The sequence below is a fragment of the Leisingera aquaemixtae genome (assembly GCF_006740765.1).
Lineage (GTDB): Bacteria > Pseudomonadota > Alphaproteobacteria > Rhodobacterales > Rhodobacteraceae > Leisingera > Leisingera aquaemixtae.
The window spans coordinates 683572-699063 of the sequence record NZ_CP041159.1 but is presented as its reverse complement, the minus strand read 5'-3'; the positions used below and the strand labels follow the sequence as shown (position 1 = coordinate 699063).

15 protein-coding genes and 2 tRNA genes are annotated in these 15492 nt (G+C 65.9%); 9 read left to right on the top strand and 8 right to left on the bottom strand.

The genetic code is table 11. The features are described 5' to 3' along the window. Positions 1-38: 38 nt before the first annotated feature. A complete protein-coding gene (locus tag R2C4_RS05110) occupies positions 39-1052 on the bottom strand; it encodes an adenylate/guanylate cyclase domain-containing protein (RefSeq protein WP_244940781.1) in 1014 nt (337 codons plus the stop codon). A 215-nt stretch (positions 1053-1267) separates the two neighbouring features. On the opposite strand from R2C4_RS05110, the gene R2C4_RS05105 reads away from it, so the two are divergent. Both R2C4_RS05105 and R2C4_RS05100 read left to right on the top strand, forming a co-directional pair. Continuing rightward, positions 1268-2179: a pirin family protein gene (locus tag R2C4_RS05105; RefSeq protein WP_141889834.1), complete on the top strand. Its 912-nt coding sequence runs from the start codon at positions 1268-1270 to the stop codon at positions 2177-2179. Positions 2180-2319: 140 nt separating this feature from the next. Then, positions 2320-2622, top strand: a complete 303-nt coding sequence (locus R2C4_RS05100) for an antibiotic biosynthesis monooxygenase family protein (RefSeq protein WP_008556687.1) — start codon at positions 2320-2322, stop codon at positions 2620-2622. 19 nt (positions 2623-2641) lie between these two features. Here R2C4_RS05100 and R2C4_RS05095 read toward each other — a convergent pair whose 3' ends face one another. Both R2C4_RS05095 and R2C4_RS05090 read right to left on the bottom strand, forming a co-directional pair. Continuing rightward, positions 2642-3121, bottom strand: a complete 480-nt coding sequence (locus R2C4_RS05095; RefSeq protein WP_141889833.1) for a GNAT family N-acetyltransferase — start codon at positions 3119-3121, stop codon at positions 2642-2644. Beyond that, positions 3118-3705: a TetR/AcrR family transcriptional regulator gene (locus R2C4_RS05090; RefSeq protein WP_141889832.1), complete on the bottom strand. Its 588-nt coding sequence runs from the start codon at positions 3703-3705 to the stop codon at positions 3118-3120. The genes R2C4_RS05095 and R2C4_RS05090 overlap by 4 nt, the downstream gene beginning before the upstream one ends. A gap of 167 nt (positions 3706-3872) precedes the next feature. Between R2C4_RS05090 and R2C4_RS05085 the strand changes: the two genes are divergently transcribed. From R2C4_RS05085 to R2C4_RS05060, 6 genes are all read left to right on the top strand, one after another. Then, on the top strand, positions 3873-4127 hold the full coding sequence (locus R2C4_RS05085) for a hypothetical protein (protein WP_141889831.1): 255 nt from the start codon (positions 3873-3875) through the stop codon (positions 4125-4127). Positions 4128-4242: 115 nt separating this feature from the next. Further along, entirely contained in the window at positions 4243-5529 is a 1287-nt protein-coding gene (locus R2C4_RS05080; RefSeq protein ID WP_141889830.1) for a homoserine dehydrogenase, read from the top strand. 154 nt (positions 5530-5683) lie between these two features. Further along, the gene (gene glpX, locus R2C4_RS05075; protein ID WP_058284317.1) at positions 5684-6670 is read left to right on the top strand and encodes a class II fructose-bisphosphatase; all 987 of its coding nucleotides are present in this window, start codon (positions 5684-5686) and stop codon (positions 6668-6670) included. A 116-nt stretch (positions 6671-6786) separates the two neighbouring features. Next, a complete protein-coding gene (gene recJ, locus R2C4_RS05070) occupies positions 6787-8526 on the top strand; it encodes a single-stranded-DNA-specific exonuclease RecJ (RefSeq protein WP_141889829.1) in 1740 nt (579 codons plus the stop codon). 104 nt (positions 8527-8630) lie between these two features. Beyond that, a tRNA-Glu gene (locus tag R2C4_RS05065) sits at positions 8631-8705 on the top strand. A 168-nt stretch (positions 8706-8873) separates the two neighbouring features. Next, positions 8874-8948: transfer RNA gene (locus tag R2C4_RS05060), tRNA-Glu, on the top strand. Positions 8949-9132: 184 nt separating this feature from the next. Here R2C4_RS05060 and R2C4_RS05055 read toward each other — a convergent pair. The 5 genes from R2C4_RS05055 to R2C4_RS05035 form a co-directional block, all read right to left on the bottom strand. Further along, entirely contained in the window at positions 9133-10185 is a 1053-nt protein-coding gene (locus R2C4_RS05055; RefSeq protein WP_058284315.1) for a GGDEF domain-containing protein, read from the bottom strand. After that, positions 10182-10769, bottom strand: coding sequence for a heme NO-binding domain-containing protein (locus R2C4_RS05050; protein WP_141889828.1), 588 nt, complete (start codon positions 10767-10769; stop codon positions 10182-10184). Before R2C4_RS05050 ends, R2C4_RS05055 begins: the two co-directional genes overlap by 4 nt. Before the next feature lie 385 nt (positions 10770-11154). Then, a complete protein-coding gene (locus R2C4_RS05045) occupies positions 11155-12714 on the bottom strand; it encodes a trimethylamine methyltransferase family protein (protein WP_141889827.1) in 1560 nt (519 codons plus the stop codon). A gap of 235 nt (positions 12715-12949) precedes the next feature. Further along, the gene (locus R2C4_RS05040; RefSeq protein WP_141889826.1) at positions 12950-13639 is read right to left on the bottom strand and encodes an HAD family hydrolase; all 690 of its coding nucleotides are present in this window, start codon (positions 13637-13639) and stop codon (positions 12950-12952) included. 58 nt (positions 13640-13697) lie between these two features. Continuing rightward, on the bottom strand, positions 13698-13982 hold the full coding sequence (locus R2C4_RS05035; RefSeq protein ID WP_058284311.1) for a DUF3572 domain-containing protein: 285 nt from the start codon (positions 13980-13982) through the stop codon (positions 13698-13700). Positions 13983-14097: 115 nt separating this feature from the next. On the opposite strand from R2C4_RS05035, the gene R2C4_RS05030 reads away from it, so the two are divergent. After that, positions 14098-15492, top strand: coding sequence for a diguanylate cyclase domain-containing protein (locus tag R2C4_RS05030; protein WP_141889825.1), 1395 nt, complete (start codon positions 14098-14100; stop codon positions 15490-15492).

The following is a 15492-nucleotide window of genomic DNA, read 5'->3' as shown; positions in this document are numbered from 1 at the left end:
GCGGCCCTTGGCTGATTTTCCAAACAGCGCTCAGGGGCTCAGCGAAACGGCAAACACCTCCTCAGGTGCTTGCAGTCCTTTAAGGCTCTGCGCTCCCAGTGAGCGCCCTTGCAGCCCCGCCCGCTGCAGGAACCCGGACGACACCAGCAGCGGCTCATCTTTGGCGCCGCACAGCTCCGCCACCCGCGCGGCCAGGTTCGCGCCTCGTCCTCCTCAGCGCGGAAGATCGCCAGAATGCCATCACCGATCAGTTTCAGCACCTCGCCGCCCGCGGCCTCGACCGGCGGCACAATGCAGTCGTAATAGGCATTGAGCAGACCGGTGGCCTGTTCCGCGCTCATGCCCGCTGTCAGTCCGGTAAAGCGGCGCATATCGGCAAACAGGATGGCAGAGCGGATCCGCATCACCTCGCCCCGGTGCACATCGCCAGACAGGATCCGCCGCTGCGGCTCCTCACCGACATAGATCCGCAGCACCTCCTGCAGGGTCCGGGCGGTGGAAAGAACCTCCTGGCTGGCGGCCAGCGCCGGAAACACCGCTCGCAGGAAACGGATGTCTTCGCCGGAGAACCCCTCTGCCGCCCGGGTGGCAAAGCTGAAGATGCCTGCCGTGCCGATTGCCATGAAAACCGGCGCCATGATGTAATGGGTGTACCCTTCCGCCTTCAGGTCCGGGACGATGCCATAGCGGCCGTCCGGCGTGTCCGGCAGCCACAGGATCACCCAGTCGCCGGTGCTGTGCACATCGGCCGCCGGGGAGCGCGCATAGCCTTCGCCGCTGTCCTCGTTGAACGGGAACAGCTCGCTGCGGGTGCCCTGCCCGTGCTCCCAGAAGCGGGCGCTGGCCACCGCCTCGGCATGCAGCAGCTGCACGATGGAGGCAGTCCGCTGCAGCGGCACGCCCGCCGCCCGGATCAGGCCGCAAACCTTTGCCAGCAGCTGTTCCGGATCCTTGGAGGAGCGCCCCTCCTCCAGCGCGAAGGAGATCAGGCGCAAAGCGTCCTGCAGCCGCTCCGGCGGCAGCTGCAGCAGGGGATCGGGGGCTTGTGTCATTTGCTCAGGCTACCGCGCAGGGGATGCCCCCGGCAACGGCAATGCTCCCGCCCGTCCTTGCCGCCTGCGGCAGCGCGTCCCGTTGGGCCGGGCAGCCCTGCGGGCTGCGGGCCAGTCTGTTCACCTGCGCACAGCACCCGTTTCCGGCGACAGGTTTCCGGACAGTCCTGCACAGCCTATCTTAGCCGCAGCCAATGTTTACAGGAGGCATGGAAATGTCCCTCAGACCCATTCTCGAAACCCGCGCCGCCCAGCCTCACATTGAGGGCGCCGGCGTCAAGCTGCACCGCGCCTTCGGCTTTCAGGACCCGTCGGAGCTGGACCCGTTCCTGCTGTTCGACGACTTCCGCAACGAGCGCCCCGAGGACTACCTGCGCGGCTTTCCCTGGCACCCGCACCGCGGCATCGAGACCATCACCTATGTGCTGGCCGGTTCGGTGGAGCATGGCGACTCGCTGGGCAACACCGGCACCCTGGGTGCGGGAGACGTGCAGTGGATGACCGCCGGGTCGGGCATCCTGCACCAGGAAATGCCCTCGGGCAACGCCAAGGGGCAGATGCATGGCTTCCAGCTGTGGGGCAACCTGCCCGCCAGCCAGAAGATGACCGCGCCGCGCTATCAGGACGTGAAGGGCACCGAGATCCCGGAGGTGATCGACGATGACGGCACCCGGGTGAAGGTGATTGCCGGCGGTTTCTGGGGCAAGCGCGGCCTGGTGGACGGCATCGCCGCCGACCCGCAGTACCTGGATGTCTACGTCCCCGCAGGCGTCAGGAAGACCCTGCCGGTCGACACCTACCGCCGCGCGTTCGCCTATGTGTTCGAGGGCGAGGCCGCCTTTGCCGATGCCTCAGCCCCGCAAGGGGTGCTGCTGGAGAAGGAGGTCGCAGGCCAGGAGGTCAACATCCGCGACCTGTCCGGCGACCGCACTCTGGTCCGGTTCGGCACCGGCGACGCGATCACCGTGCAGGCAGGTCCCGAGGGCGTGCGCTTCCTGCTGATCTCCGGCGCGCCGATCAATGAGCCGGTGGCCTGGCACGGGCCGATTGTGATGAACACCCAGGCCGAACTGCAGCAGGCCTTCCGCGACCTGCGCAATGGCACATTTATAAAGCCCGCGCACTGACCGGGTAAAACTGACCGGGAAAACCGGTGCCCGCTTTGCCCTGCGCGCGGCGCAAGCCCGCGCATTGGCCGGCTGCGGCCCGCCAAACGGGGCCCTGATGTGCTATACTCCCCCCGTCCACTGCTCAGATGGGGGGAGAGATGATTATCCGGGTGTTCCGCGCCACCGTCCGCGACGACAAGATCAGAGATTTCAAGGACTTCCTGACCAATACCGCCGTGCCGCATGTGCGCCGCCAGCCGGGGCTGGTCTCGGTCACAGCCGGGCTGCCGCGGCCGGATTCGCCCGCGACCTTCTGCGTGGTGATGGTGTGGGAGAGCATCGACGCGCTGCAGGCCTTTGCCGGCGAGGACTGGGAGCAGCCGCATGTTCTGCCGGAAGAGGACCCGATGGTCCTGAACCGCCAGATCGACCACTATGACATGATCGGCCTGCTGAGCTGACAGGCCGGCCCCCTGTACCTCAGCCGCTGGCGCACCAGTTATAGATCGTCTCCCCGCCCGCGGTCTTCGGGGTGAATCCGGCCTTTTCAAGCACCCGGGCCGAGGCCGCGTTTTCCTGCATGACACCGCCGCTCAGGCAGATGCCGCTGCCGCTGAAATGCGCCTGCAAGCCGCTGATCAGCTCGCTCGCCAGGCCCTGCCCCCAAGCAGCTTCGGCAAACAGATAGCCAAGGTTGCGGGTTTTGCTGCCGTCCTCCGAATACGACAGGATCAGCAGCCCGATTGCCTGCCCCTTCGCGGCGCACAAGCCAATCACCTCAGCCTGCTGCGCCACTGCCGCCAGGAAATCCCGCCGGGCCCGGTCGCTGTCCTGCGTCCGGAACCCTTCCGGCAGCCATTGCACCACCTTCGGCGCAAACAGCGCCGCCAGGTCCGCCTCCGTCAGCTCCTGCCAGCGCGCCGCACGCAGGCGTCTGGTCCGCAGGGTCAACAGGCTCAAGCGCTGACCGCCTTTTGCACCATGTTCCAATAGGCCCGCTCCACCTCATCCAGCGAAAGCCGCCCTTCGGACCGGTACCAGGTGTTGACCCCGTTCAGCATCGCAATCACCGCAAGCGTTGCGATCTTGGTGTCGGGGATAGCAAACACGCCCTGCTCCACACCTTCCTTCAGGATCCCCTCCACCCCGTTTTCATAGTCGCGGCGCAGCGATTCGATGACGGTGAAGTTTTCCTCCGTCAGGTTGCGCAGCTCCATGTAGGCGATGAACACCGCATCGGGGCGCTCCAGGTGAAAGCGGATATGAAATCCGGTAAAGGCCCGCAACCGCTCCATCGCGCCCGCGGCCCGCGGTACCGCATCCCAGGCTGCCTGCAGCTCTTCCATGTGGCTCGACATCAGGCTGAACAGCAGGCTCTGCTTGTCCGGTGTGTAATTGTACAGCGCCCCGGCCTGCACCCCCACTTCCTTGGCGATCTGGCGCATCGACACAGCGGCATAGCCATGCTGGGCAAACAGCCGCAAAGCCGCCTCGCGGATGCGGGGGCCGGTGATGTCGGAATGGGAACCTTGGGTGCGTGCCATGCCTGCAACAGTAACTGAACAGGTGTTCATATAAAAGAGAGAATGCGGCTGCAGCTTTCTGTACCCGCTCTGCCCGGCGAAGCCAACGGCGCGCTGCAGCTGGAAATCAATTGTACAGGCGCGCCGGAGCCCCTAGAACCGGCAGAGCGGAACAAAGGGCTAAGGCAATGCAGATGTGGGCGCGGATCACTTTCCTCCTGGCTGTGGCAGGCGCTGCCGCCTGCACCCGCGTGCCTGAGTTGGAGGACCGGCTGACCCCTGACCTGCGCAATGCGGGCTACCCCAGGCTGCTGCCGCTGGATGACGCGGTTGCGCCGCTGCCGCCGCCGCAGCAGGCCAGCCAAGAGCTGCAGCAGGAGCTCGACGCCCGCAGCGCCCGTCTGCAGCGCCGCGCCGCGGCGGTGAAAAACGCCGAATTCTGACCGCTTCCCGGCATTCCCATCTGGTTCTGCCCGCTGCAGGCGGCAGCGGCGTTGCACGCTCGCGCCGAACCCGATAAGGCGGGGCGGAGCATTTCGGAACAAAGGACCTCCAGCTATGACAGAACCGCTTCGTCTTGGGATTGCAGGTTTGGGCACGGTTGGCATCGGCGTGGTCAAGATCATCCGCCGCCATGCTGCGCTGCTGGAGGCACGGACCGGGCGTCCGGTTGTGATTTCCGCGGTGTCGGCCCGCGACGCCAGCAAGGACCGCGGGATTTCGCTGAGCGGCTATGCATGGGAAACCGACCCGGTGGCGCTGGCGGTGCGTGACGACGTGGATGTGTTTGTCGAGCTGATGGGCGGCCACGAAGGCGCTGCCAAGGCTGCGACCGAGGCCGCACTGGCCGCGGGCAAGGATGTGGTCACCGCCAACAAGGCGCTGCTGGCGATCCACGGGCAGGCCCTGGCGGAACAAGCCGAGGCCGCGGGCCGGGTGATCCGTTTTGAGGCCGCCGTGGCCGGCGGCATCCCGGTGATCAAATCGCTGACCGAAGGTTTGGCGGGCAATGAGATCACCCGCGTCATGGGTGTGATGAACGGCACCTGCAACTACATCCTGACCCAGATGCAGGCCACCGAGCAGGGCTATAACGCGCTGTTCGAGGAATGCGGACGCCTGGGCTACCTTGAGGCCGACCCGAACCTGGACGTGGGCGGCATCGACGCAGGCCACAAGCTGGCGCTGCTGGCCTCCATCGCCTTTGGCACCAAGCCGGACTTTGACAGCGTGCAGCTGGAAGGCATCCAGCGCATCCAGCTGGCAGACATCCACGCCGCCGCCGACATGGGCTACCGGATCAAGCTTCTGGGGGTGGCGCAGCGCTCCGCCCGCGGGCTGGAACAGCGCATGTCGCCCTGCCTGGTGCCTGCCGACTCGCCGCTGGGGCAGCTGGAAGGCGGCACCAACATGGTGGTGATTGAGGGCGACTCCATCGAGCAGGTGGTGCTGCGCGGCCCCGGCGCCGGCGAAGGCCCGACCGCCAGCGCGGTGATGGGCGACGTTCTGGACCTGGCCCGCGGCCTGCGGATTTCCACCTTCGGCCAGCCGGCCGGAACCCTGCAGGAGGCCCCGGCCGCCCAGACCGGCCTGCCCGCGCCGTTCTACCTGCGCATGGGGCTTCTGGACAAACCCGGCGCGCTGGCAAAAGTGGCGGCAATCCTTGGCGAAGCCGGCGTCTCGATCGACCGGATGCGCCAGTACGGCCATTCGGAACCGGTTGCGCCGGTGCTGATCGTCACCCACAAATGCACCCGCGCCACCCTGGATGCGGCGCTGGACGGCCTCTCCGCCACCGATGTGGTCGACGGCACCCCCGTCGCCCTGCGCATCGAAGAGGTCTGACCCGCCCCGCCCGCAGAAAACGGCCGGTTTGCGCGCCGCGGCGGGGCATTCCAGCCGGGGCGAGCGCTATCTGCCCTTGCGACCCGGCCCCGCCCCGCGCTATTCGGCTTGAAACGCCCATTCACATCTGACCCGTTGAGACAGGATTTCCGGTATGACTTCGAACACCTCTGACGCGCCCTTTTATGACCGCATGCTGTCGCTGGGCCTGGCCCGCGTTGCCGAGCAGGCCGCCTTGGCCTCTGCTTCGCTGATCGGCCGCGGCGACGAAAAGGCCGCCGACCAGGCGGCCGTGAACGCCATGCGCGAGCAGCTGAACCTGCTGGACATCGCCGGCGTCGTCGTGATCGGCGAAGGCGAGCGCGATGAGGCGCCGATGCTGTATATCGGCGAGGAAGTCGGCACCGGCAACGGCCCCGGCGTCGACATTGCGCTGGACCCGCTGGAAGGCACCACCCTGACCGCCAAGGACATGCCCAACGCGCTGACCGTGATCGCGATGGGCCCGCGCGGCTCGATGCTGCACGCGCCCGACACCTATATGGACAAGCTGGCCATCGGCCCGGGCTTTGCCGAAGGCGTGGTGTCACTGGAAATGTCCCCGCGCGAGCGGGTCGAGGCGCTGGCCAAGGCCAAGGGTTGCGCGCCGTCCGACATCACCGTCTGCATCCTGGAACGCCCCCGCCATGAGGCGATGATCTCCGAAGTGCGCGAAACCGGCGCCTCGATCCGTCTGATCACCGACGGCGACGTGGCCGGCGTGATGCATTGCGCCGAAAGCGGCACCACCGGCATCGACATGTACATGGGCCAGGGCGGCGCTCCGGAAGGCGTGCTGGCGGCGGCGGCGCTGAAATGCATGGGCGGCCAGATCTTCGGCCGTCTGCTGTTCCGCAACGACGACGAAAAGGCGCGTGCCGCCAAGGCAGGCATCACCGACCTGGACCGCATCTATTCCCGCGATGAAATGGTCACTCAGGACGTGATCTTTGCCGCCACCGGCGTCACCGGCGGCTCGCTGCTGCCGCGCATCAAGCGCCAGCCCGGCTGGGTCGAGACCACCACCCTGCTGATGCGCTCCAAGACCGGGTCTGTGCGCCGCATGTCCTACCGCACGCCGGTGGCACCGCATCAGATGTAAGCCGGTCCTGCGCGGACGGGAAGCGGCTTGCGCCGCTGCCTCCGGCGGGAGTATTTGAAGAAAGATGAAAGGGCCGGGTCCGTATTGGGTCCGGCCTTTGCGCATGGGGGCAGATGATGAGCTTTTTGGGTGTTGAGCAGTCCTTGAGCGGGCGCCGTTGGGTCGGCCCCGGCGTGGAAGTGGACCGGGCGTCGGAGATGATGGCCCAGCAAACCGGCCTGCCCCGGTCAGTCTGTCAGGTGCTGGCCCGCAGGGGCGTTCCGGCGATGGAGGCCAAGGGGTTTCTGGACCCCAAGCTGAAGGAGCTGCTGCCCGACCCGCGCGAGATGAAGGACATGGAGACCGCCGCGGCCCGGTTCCTGCAGGCAGTGCAGCGCAGGCAGCGGATTGCGGTCTTTGCCGATTACGATGTCGACGGCGGCAGCTCCGCCGCGCTGCTGCTGGTGTGGCTGCGGCAAATGGGGCTTGAGGCGACGCTTTACATCCCGGACCGCATCGACGAGGGCTATGGCCCCAATGTGCCCGCCATTCAGGAGCTGGCCGCCGCCCATGACCTGATCATCTGCGTCGACTGCGGCACGCTGAGCCATGAGCCCATCGCCGCCGCCAAAGGCGCCGATGTGATCGTGCTGGACCACCACCTGGGCGGCGAGACGCTGCCGGATTGCGTGGCGGTTGTGAACCCCAACCGGCAGGACGAAAGCGGCGACCTGGGCTATTTCTGCGCCGCGGGCGTGGTGTTCCTGATGCTGGTCGAGGCCGGGCGGCAGATGCGCGAGGCAGGCGCCAAGGGACCGGATCTGATGGCCCTGCTGGATCTGGTGGCGCTGGCCACCGTCGCCGATGTGGCCCCGCTGATCGGTGCCAACCGGGCGCTGGTGCGCCAGGGCCTGAAGGTGATGGCGGCGCGCAAACGTCCCGGGCTGGTGGCGCTGTCCGATGTCAGCCGCATGGATTCGGCCCCCTCCACCTATCACCTGGGTTTTTTGCTGGGGCCGCGGGTCAATGCCGGCGGGCGCATCGGCAAGGCCGACCTGGGCGCGCGGCTGTTGTCAACTGACAATCCGCATGAGGCCGCCGCCCTGGCCGAACGGCTGGACCAGTTGAATACAGAACGGCGCGACATTGAAAACGCCGTGCGCGCCGCGGCTTTGGACCAGGCCGAGGCGCGCGGGCTGGAGGCGCCGCTGGTCTGGGCCGCTGGCGAGGGCTGGCATCCGGGCGTGGTGGGGATCGTCGCCTCGCGCCTCAAGGAAGCCGCGGGCCGGCCCGCGGTTGTCATCGGCTTCGACGGGGAAGAGGGCAAGGGGTCGGGCCGGTCCGTGTCCGGTGTCGACCTTGGCGCCTCGATCCAGCGGCTGGCGGCAGAGGGGCTGCTGGTCAAGGGCGGCGGCCACAAGATGGCAGCGGGCCTCACCGTCATGCGCGACAAACTGGAACCGGCGATGGAGCGGCTGAGCGAACTATTGGCCAAACAGGGCGCAGGCCAGGGCGGCCCCGCCGATCTGAAACTGGACGGCGCCCTTATGCCCGGCGCCGCCACGGTGGACTTGATCGGGCAGATCGAACAGGCAGGCCCCTTTGGCGCCGGCGCCCCTGCCCCGCGCTATGCGCTGCCCGACCTGCAGGTGCGTTTTGCCAAGAAGGTCGGCGAAAGCCACCTGAAACTCTCGCTCAGCGACGGGATGGGCGGCGGCGTGGATGCAATCTGCTTTGGCGCCTTCGACACCGCCCTGGGCCCGCGGCTGCTGGAGCACGGCGGCGCCCGCTTCCATTTTGCCGGTCGGCTGGAAATCAACACCTGGGGCGGCCGCCAAAGCCCCCAGTTGCGCCTGGAAGACGCCGCCGAAGCCTGACATTTCAAGGACTTGCGGCCTGTGGATAAGAAAATTCGCGGATGCGTATTTTTTCTCTTGCGGGTTCCGGCGCTTATAACTAAATACCCGCTCACGCACTGAGTGGCCCGTTCGTCTATCGGTTAGGACGCCAGGTTTTCAACCTGGAAAGAGGGGTTCGATTCCCCTACGGGCTGCCACTTCCTCCGCCAGAAACAGACTGCTGAAACGCGCTGAAAGCGCGATTATTTGCGTTTGTTTCCAAGGCATTAGCGCTGCCGAGCGGCGCGTAAAAAAATTCGCCTTTCTGCAAAAATCCTCTTGCGCCCGGCCGGCGCAATCAGTAAACAGCGCCTCACAGACAGAGTGGCCCGTTCGTCTATCGGTTAGGACGCCAGGTTTTCAACCTGGAAAGAGGGGTTCGATTCCCCTACGGGCTGCCACTTATTCCAAGAAAATGAGAAAAGCAGCGCACTTGCGCAGGCTTGATCCGTTCAGCGGCGTCCGTACTGGGCGCTGTTTGCACTATTTCCATGCGATGCGCTGATTGGACGATGTATGGATAACACGCTGAACCGCGGCGTTATCTCCGCCCCGGTTCAGTATGATTTGCCGTAGTCCAGCCGGTCAGGACGCAGGGCCGCCCGCCGCCTGCCGCGGCTCAGACTCGCCGCTGCTGCACGGGCCTGCCTCATCCTTCTCCATGCCCTCCCGGTAGAAGCAATGCTGCGCACGCCCGGCGCGTTTGGCCGCATAAAGCGCCAGATCCGCCTGGTTCAGCAGCTGCTGCGGGTCCGGAACCTTCTGCCAGGTCGACAGGGTGGTGCCCGCACTGGCGGAAATCCTGCAGGTCTGGGCGCCAAAGGGGATGGGTTCCTCCAGCTGCTGAATCAGCCGCTTGGCAATGGCCGCCAGCCGCGCCGTGTCCAGCACACCTTCGAGGATCATCACAAACTCATCGCCGCCCACCCGGACCACCGTGTCCGACTGGCGGGTGCATTCCACCATGATCCGCGCCGCCTGCTGCAGCACCGCATCGCCGGCGGCATGGCCCAGCGTGTCATTCACCTGCTTGAAGAAATCCAGGTCCAGATGCATCAGCGCAAATTCACGGCCGCTGGCGATCAGCCGCCGCAGTACATGATCCATCGCCCGGCGGTTCTTGAGCCCGGTGAGCGTATCGGTAAACGCCTGTTCCTCGGCGGCAATCTTTGCCCCCTGCAGGCGCAGGTTGAGCTGGCGCGACGCCTCCATCGCGGCGGATTTCGCCTCCACCAGATAGAGCATTTCGATGGTCAGGTCGGTGGGCGAGAAATCGGCGCTGGTCAGGTCGTAGTCGCGCACCGCTTCCAGAACGGAGATTCCGAAGGACAGGTTGATGAACGCGCCCTGCCCATCCGGCAGCGGCGTGCAAACCCCCTTCAGCCCGGTCTGCGGCGCATCGCGGAACTGCAAATGCAGCTTGCTGCCGGAGGTGCGCAGCAGATCCTCCACCGAGCGCACCGAGCGCGGCCGAGACAGATCAAACACCCGGAAAAACCGGCGCCCCTCCCAGGTGAGCTGCGGGCGCAGCTTTTTCAGGGTCGGCCCGGCAGAGACTATCCGCCCCTTGGGATCGGCAATGACGTACATCGGGCAGACCACGCCTGCCATCTGCGTCAGCTGCTGGAGTGTCATCATAACGAGTGCGCCCCCAAATCAAATTCGCGCCCGGCGGCGAACTTGGTTTCCACCACGGTGATGGAAATCACCTCGGCGCCGCCCTGGGTGCCGCTGTGATCCAGAAACACAAGGTCGCCGTAATCATCGGCCATCGCCCGCAGAACGCCCATCAGAACATAGGCATAGCCGGGCAGCCCCGGCTGGCACACCAGCTCGAACTGCTGCGGCGTCTGCTCCACCAGTTCCAGCGCCGGAAGATGCAGGTCGGATACCGCCAGCCGCGCCCGGTCCGGCAGGTCATCCAGAGAATGCAGGAACTCCACATAATTCACACCGCCAAAGCGCAGCAGCCGTCTCAGCGCCTCCACCTGCGGGTTGGACACCAGGAAGGTGCCCATGTCCTCCAGCATTTCCGGCAGAGGGCGTGCCAGGACCTTTTCCATTGCCGCCAGCATCCGGCCCGATTGCTCATCCGTGTAAAACAGCATCGCTTCGAACTCGGTAAACCCGAGTCCGGCCTCTTCCATAACCTCTTCCCAGCGGTCCGCCCCGTAGGTACTGGTCACAAAAGCCTGAATCGCCCTGTTGATCAGACCGTGCATGCAATGGCCCCTCTTTGCCTATGCCGCAGTCTTGACGCCTGCGGGTTAAGAAAGGCCCAACAAAGCAAATTTAGGTGGTCTATCGCGCGCATTTTCCCCGGTTTTTATGACTTCTGCACCCAGCCTGCCTCCTGCGCAGCAGGCACTGGCATTGTGCGTGTTGCGAGCGCAATTCAGCCACAGGCCTCTGGCCAATCAAATCCGGCACAGCGCCCTGTCAGCCTGCTCTCAGACTCTGTTGCGTCTGTACTGAACCGGCTGGCGCCCAGAGGCAAGAGCGCAGCCGGACAAGCCCGCCAGACCGGCGGGATCTGTCCTGCCGCCAGCCTGCCGAACGAAACGGCGTAGGGCATGCCCTCCGCCTTTCGCCGCACAGATACTGGCGTCAGAAGTCAGTGGGCGCCCCGCCCTCGGACTTGCGGCGGGCAACAAAGTCCGCCAGTTCATCGCGGATCGCGGGCTCCATCGGCGGCTCTTCGAACTCGGCAATGATTTCCTTGAACAGCTTGTGGGCGCGCTGCGCGGTCCAGGTGGCGCCTGCCGCCTCCCAGGCCTCATAGTTGCGCCAGTCGCTCAGGAATGGCTGATAAAAGGCGGTCGCATAGCGGTCCTGGGTGTGCTGGATGCCGAAGAAGTGGCCGTCGTTGCCCACCTCCCGGATCGCATCCAGCGCGATCTCCTCCGGACCGGTGGCGGTGATCTGCGGCTGCATGTAGCGTTGGATCTGCTGCAGGATTTCGCAATCCATGATGAACTTTTCCGGGCTGGCAATCAGCCCGCCTTCCAGCCAGCCGGCCGCGTGGTAGACCATATTGGTGCCCGACTGCACCGCCGCCCACAGCGAATTCGAGGTCTCCCAGACCGCCTGCCCGTCCGGCACGTTGGCGGCGCAAACGCCCGATGAGCGCATCGGCAGCCCGTAAAACCGCGCCATCTGCCCGGTCATCTGGGTCGAACGCATGTATTCCGGCGTGCCGAATGCGGGCGCCCCCGATTTCATGTCGACGTTGGAGGTGAAGGTGCCGATCACGCAGGGCGTGCCGGGGCGCACGTACTGAAACAGAGCGATCGCACAGAGGCTTTCGGCAATCGACTGCGCCACGGCGCCCGCCATGGTCACCGGCGCCATCGCGCCCGCCAGGGTAAAGGGCGACACCACGATGGCCTGGCCGCGCCGCGCCAGCCGCAGGCAGCCGTCGATCATCGGGAAGTCGTGCTTCAGCGGCGAGGTGGAGTTGATGTTGGTGTACATATGGGGCTTGGCGTCGAACTCCTCATGGCTGAGCCCGCCAGCAATCCGCACCATCTCCATCACATCCTCGACCCGCTCCTTGCCCAAGCTGTAGGCGTGCATCGCCTTGTCGGTCAGGGTCAGCTTGTCATAGAGCACATCAAGATGCCGGATCGAGGCATGGATGTCCACCGGCTCCACCGGGTAGCCGCCGGCAAAGTGGATGCAGTTGAAATACTGCGTCAGCTTCAGCAGATTGCGGCATTGCTCGCGGTTGCCCGCCACCTTCTTGTTCAGCTCCATGTCCCAGTAATTCGGCGGCGAGGACACATTGCCGAACAGGATGTGGTTGCCGCCCAGCGGAATGGTCCGGTCCGGGTTGCGCGGCGTGATCGAGAATTCGCGGGGCGCCTTGCCCACCATCTCCATCACGAAATCGCGGTCCATTTTGACCAGCTCACCCTCGACCTTGACGCCGGCCTGCTTGAAGATCCCCAGCGCTTCCGGGTTCAGGAACACCACGCCGATCTCTTCCAGGATGCGCATGGCCCCCTCGTGGATCGCCTGGATGCCTTCCTCTGTCAAAGGCTCCGTCGGCCGGTCGATGTTGACCGGGATCTGCCAGGGCATCTGCTCCAGTGCCGCACTGCCGCGCCGGGCCGCCGCGCCTGCCCTGCCCCCGCCCCGCCGCTTGCGTGCGCCTGTCTCTGCCATGCCGGTCCCCCCTGAATCCGAGTTTCGCAAGTGCCGATAGCCATCCACTGTGCCAGTCCCGGCTGCCCGAACCTGTCCGTTCCCGACCACGGCTGTCGTTTTTTCACTGGAATCCGGCGGTGCGGGATATTTCTGTACACTTATGCCCAGTCTGCCGCAAAAAAACCGGCGCACTGGGACCGTGCGCCGGTAAAGCTGCCCCTCACCATCTCAGGGCACGGGAATCAGCAAAGGCTCAGCCGTCGATCCAGGCCGGAATGTGGCCGATGTCGGGCAGCACGATATCCGCGTGCGGCGCCAGTTCCTCGCGCAGCGCCATGCCTGTCAGAACGCCGATCCGCCGCATCCCGGCTGCGGCGCCGGCCTCCAGATCGTGCAGGCTGTCGCCGACCATGGCGGTGCGCTCCGGCTGTACTCCAGTCACCCTGCAAAACGCCAGCAGCGGGTCCGGGTCCGGCTTGGCGCCATGGCCGCTGTCGCAGCCCGCGACAAAGGCGAAGCGGTCCAGCACCCCGGCCCGCTCCAGCTGGCTCCTGGCGGAAATCTCGGCATCGTTGGTCATCACCCCCAGCACCTTGCCGCGCGCCAGCAGCCCGTCGAGGAACTCCGCCAGCGGCACCGCCGGCGCCAGCTCCGCCTCCGCAGCGCTTCGGGCCAGGAACACCGCCAGTTCCTCGATCTCCATCTCCGCCACAAACGGCGCCAGCACCTCCGCCACCTCGTCGTTGGAGCCGGCAATCACCAGGCTGTCGGGGTTGAACGCCCGCCGTTCCAGATCATAGCTGATCACCTCAGCCATCGCCTCCAGAACCGCCCGGTCCCCTTTGGCAAGCGTCTCCAGCACCTGCGCCGCCCAGCCGTTCCAGGTGGCGGCAAAGTCGAACAGGGTTCCGTCCTTGTCGAACAGAAAAGCATCAACGGGCATGGCGGGTCCTCTCCTCCGCGGGATCTTGGCGGAACCCTAGGCACAGCCCCTGCCGATCTCAAGTCCAGTTCACCTGCGCCCCGCCCGGAAGCGACATCCGCGCCTGCAGCGGCATCTCATACGCCAGGCCCTGGGAATCGCAGAATTGCATCACCCAATTGTCGTCCATCGTTAAGAAATCGAGCACCGAGCCAAGGAACTCCGGCTCCGCCGCCCGCGCGCGCAGATCCGCCTCGCTGGCGCCTGTTGCGCCCAGAAACACCGGCAAAAGCTCATCATTTCCGGCCAGCCAGGCCAGGGCTTTCAGCGCCAGGGTCTCGGCGCCATCGGCGGAAATCCGCATGTTCTCCACACTCCTGCCGCATTGCGGCCAATTTAGTAAAAATCCGAAAGGGTTTCTTAACCAGTCTCAGCAAAACTTCCAGTCATAGGATTTGCAAGGGGCGAAAGGATACCGCGTGCAAGGCACTATCCTGGTCATCGACGGCGTCTCCACCAACCGCATCATGCTGAAGGTGCAGCTGGCGGCTGCCTACTACGATGTGGTCCAGGCCGGCGGCGTGGCCGAGGTGCTGCAGGCCGCCCGCCAGCACCGCCCCGATCTGGTGCTGACCGCGATGTCGCTGCCCGACGGCACCGCCGCCGATGTGAAACGCGAGCTGGCCGCGGATGAGGCGCTGTCCGACCTGCCGGTGATCGCGGTTTCCGACTGGGAAGGCCACAAGGCCCGGCTGCAGGCGCTGGCCGCAGGCATCGACGATGTGCTGCAGCAGCCGGTGGACGACGTGATCCTGCAGGCCCGCATCCGCAGCCTGCTGCGCGCCCGCAGCGCGGATGAGGAGCTGAACCTGCAGCGCGATGCCTCGCACGGGTTCATTCTGCCGCTGAGCGACCGCTGCTGCGCCGAGGATCTGCGCAGCGCCTCCGTTGCTTTGGTTGCGCAGGATCCGCGCACTGCCATGGCCTGGCGGGACCATCTCTCCGCCTGCTTGCCCTACGCCCTGCGCACCCACGCGATCAGCGACATCCAGGGGCTGATGCAGGCGCCGGTCGCCGATGCCATCATCATCGAGCTGAACGAGGCTTCGGCCGGCCCCGGCCTGCGGCTGCTGGCCGATCTGCGCGCCCGCGCCGCCACCCGCCAGACGGTGGTGATCGCGGTGCCCAATCCAGCCGATCCGCAGATCGCCGCCGAAGCGCTGGACCGCGGCGCCCATGACGTGCTGCAGACCGGCTTCGATGTCGAAGAACTGAAGCTGCGCCTCACCGCCCAGCTGCAGCACAAGGCCCGCAAGGACCGGCTGCGCGACAGCGTCCGCAACGGCTTGCGCGCTGCGGTGCTGGACCCGATGACCGGGCTTTACAACCGCCGCTATGCCAAGCCCTTCCTGGACCGGGTGGCGCATTCCGCCGCCGCCAATGGCGAGAAATTTGCCGTCATGCTGGCCGACCTCGACCATTTCAAGCGGATTAACGATGTCTATGGCCACCCGGCCGGCGACGCGGTGCTGATCGAAGCCGCCCGCCGCATGCAGCAGGTGCTGGGCCCGGCCGACCTGCTGGCCCGCGTCGGCGGCGAGGAGTTCATGGCCGTTCTGCCCGGCGCCAGCGAGGCGGAGGCCGGCATCGCCGCCGTCGCCCTGTGCAACGCGATCAACGAAACCCCGTTCCAGGTCCCCGGCGCCACCGAGCCGGTCAAGGTCACCATCAGCATCGGCGCCGTCATGGGCGGCGGCGGCAACGAAGACAGCACCGCCGCGCTGGTCGATAAGGCGGATCAGGCGCTCTACAACGCCAAAAATGCCGGCCGCAACCAGGTGACGCTGCCCAGGGAATGCACCGTGGCCGCCTGA

Bases quoted from the DNA above. Each gene is read 5' to 3' on its own strand.
- R2C4_RS05110 (WP_244940781.1), bottom strand. From the start codon at position 1,052: ATGACACAAGCCCCCGATCCCCTGCTGCAGCTGCCGCCGGAGCGGCTG.
- R2C4_RS05105 (WP_141889834.1), top strand. From the start codon at position 1,268: ATGTCCCTCAGACCCATTCTCGAAACCCGCGCCGCCCAGCCTCACATT.
- R2C4_RS05100 (WP_008556687.1), top strand. From the start codon at position 2,320: ATGATTATCCGGGTGTTCCGCGCCACCGTCCGCGACGACAAGATCAGA.
- R2C4_RS05090 (WP_141889832.1), bottom strand. From the start codon at position 3,705: ATGGCACGCACCCAAGGTTCCCATTCCGACATCACCGGCCCCCGCATC.
- R2C4_RS05085 (WP_141889831.1), top strand. From the start codon at position 3,873: ATGCAGATGTGGGCGCGGATCACTTTCCTCCTGGCTGTGGCAGGCGCT.
- R2C4_RS05080 (WP_141889830.1), top strand. From the start codon at position 4,243: ATGACAGAACCGCTTCGTCTTGGGATTGCAGGTTTGGGCACGGTTGGC.
- glpX (WP_058284317.1), top strand. From the start codon at position 5,684: ATGACTTCGAACACCTCTGACGCGCCCTTTTATGACCGCATGCTGTCG.
- recJ (WP_141889829.1), top strand. From the start codon at position 6,787: ATGAGCTTTTTGGGTGTTGAGCAGTCCTTGAGCGGGCGCCGTTGGGTC.
- R2C4_RS05055 (WP_058284315.1), bottom strand. From the start codon at position 10,185: ATGATGACACTCCAGCAGCTGACGCAGATGGCAGGCGTGGTCTGCCCG.
- R2C4_RS05050 (WP_141889828.1), bottom strand. From the start codon at position 10,769: ATGCACGGTCTGATCAACAGGGCGATTCAGGCTTTTGTGACCAGTACC.
- R2C4_RS05045 (WP_141889827.1), bottom strand. From the start codon at position 12,714: ATGGCAGAGACAGGCGCACGCAAGCGGCGGGGCGGGGGCAGGGCAGGC.
- R2C4_RS05040 (WP_141889826.1), bottom strand. From the start codon at position 13,639: ATGCCCGTTGATGCTTTTCTGTTCGACAAGGACGGAACCCTGTTCGAC.
- R2C4_RS05035 (WP_058284311.1), bottom strand. From the start codon at position 13,982: ATGCGGATTTCCGCCGATGGCGCCGAGACCCTGGCGCTGAAAGCCCTG.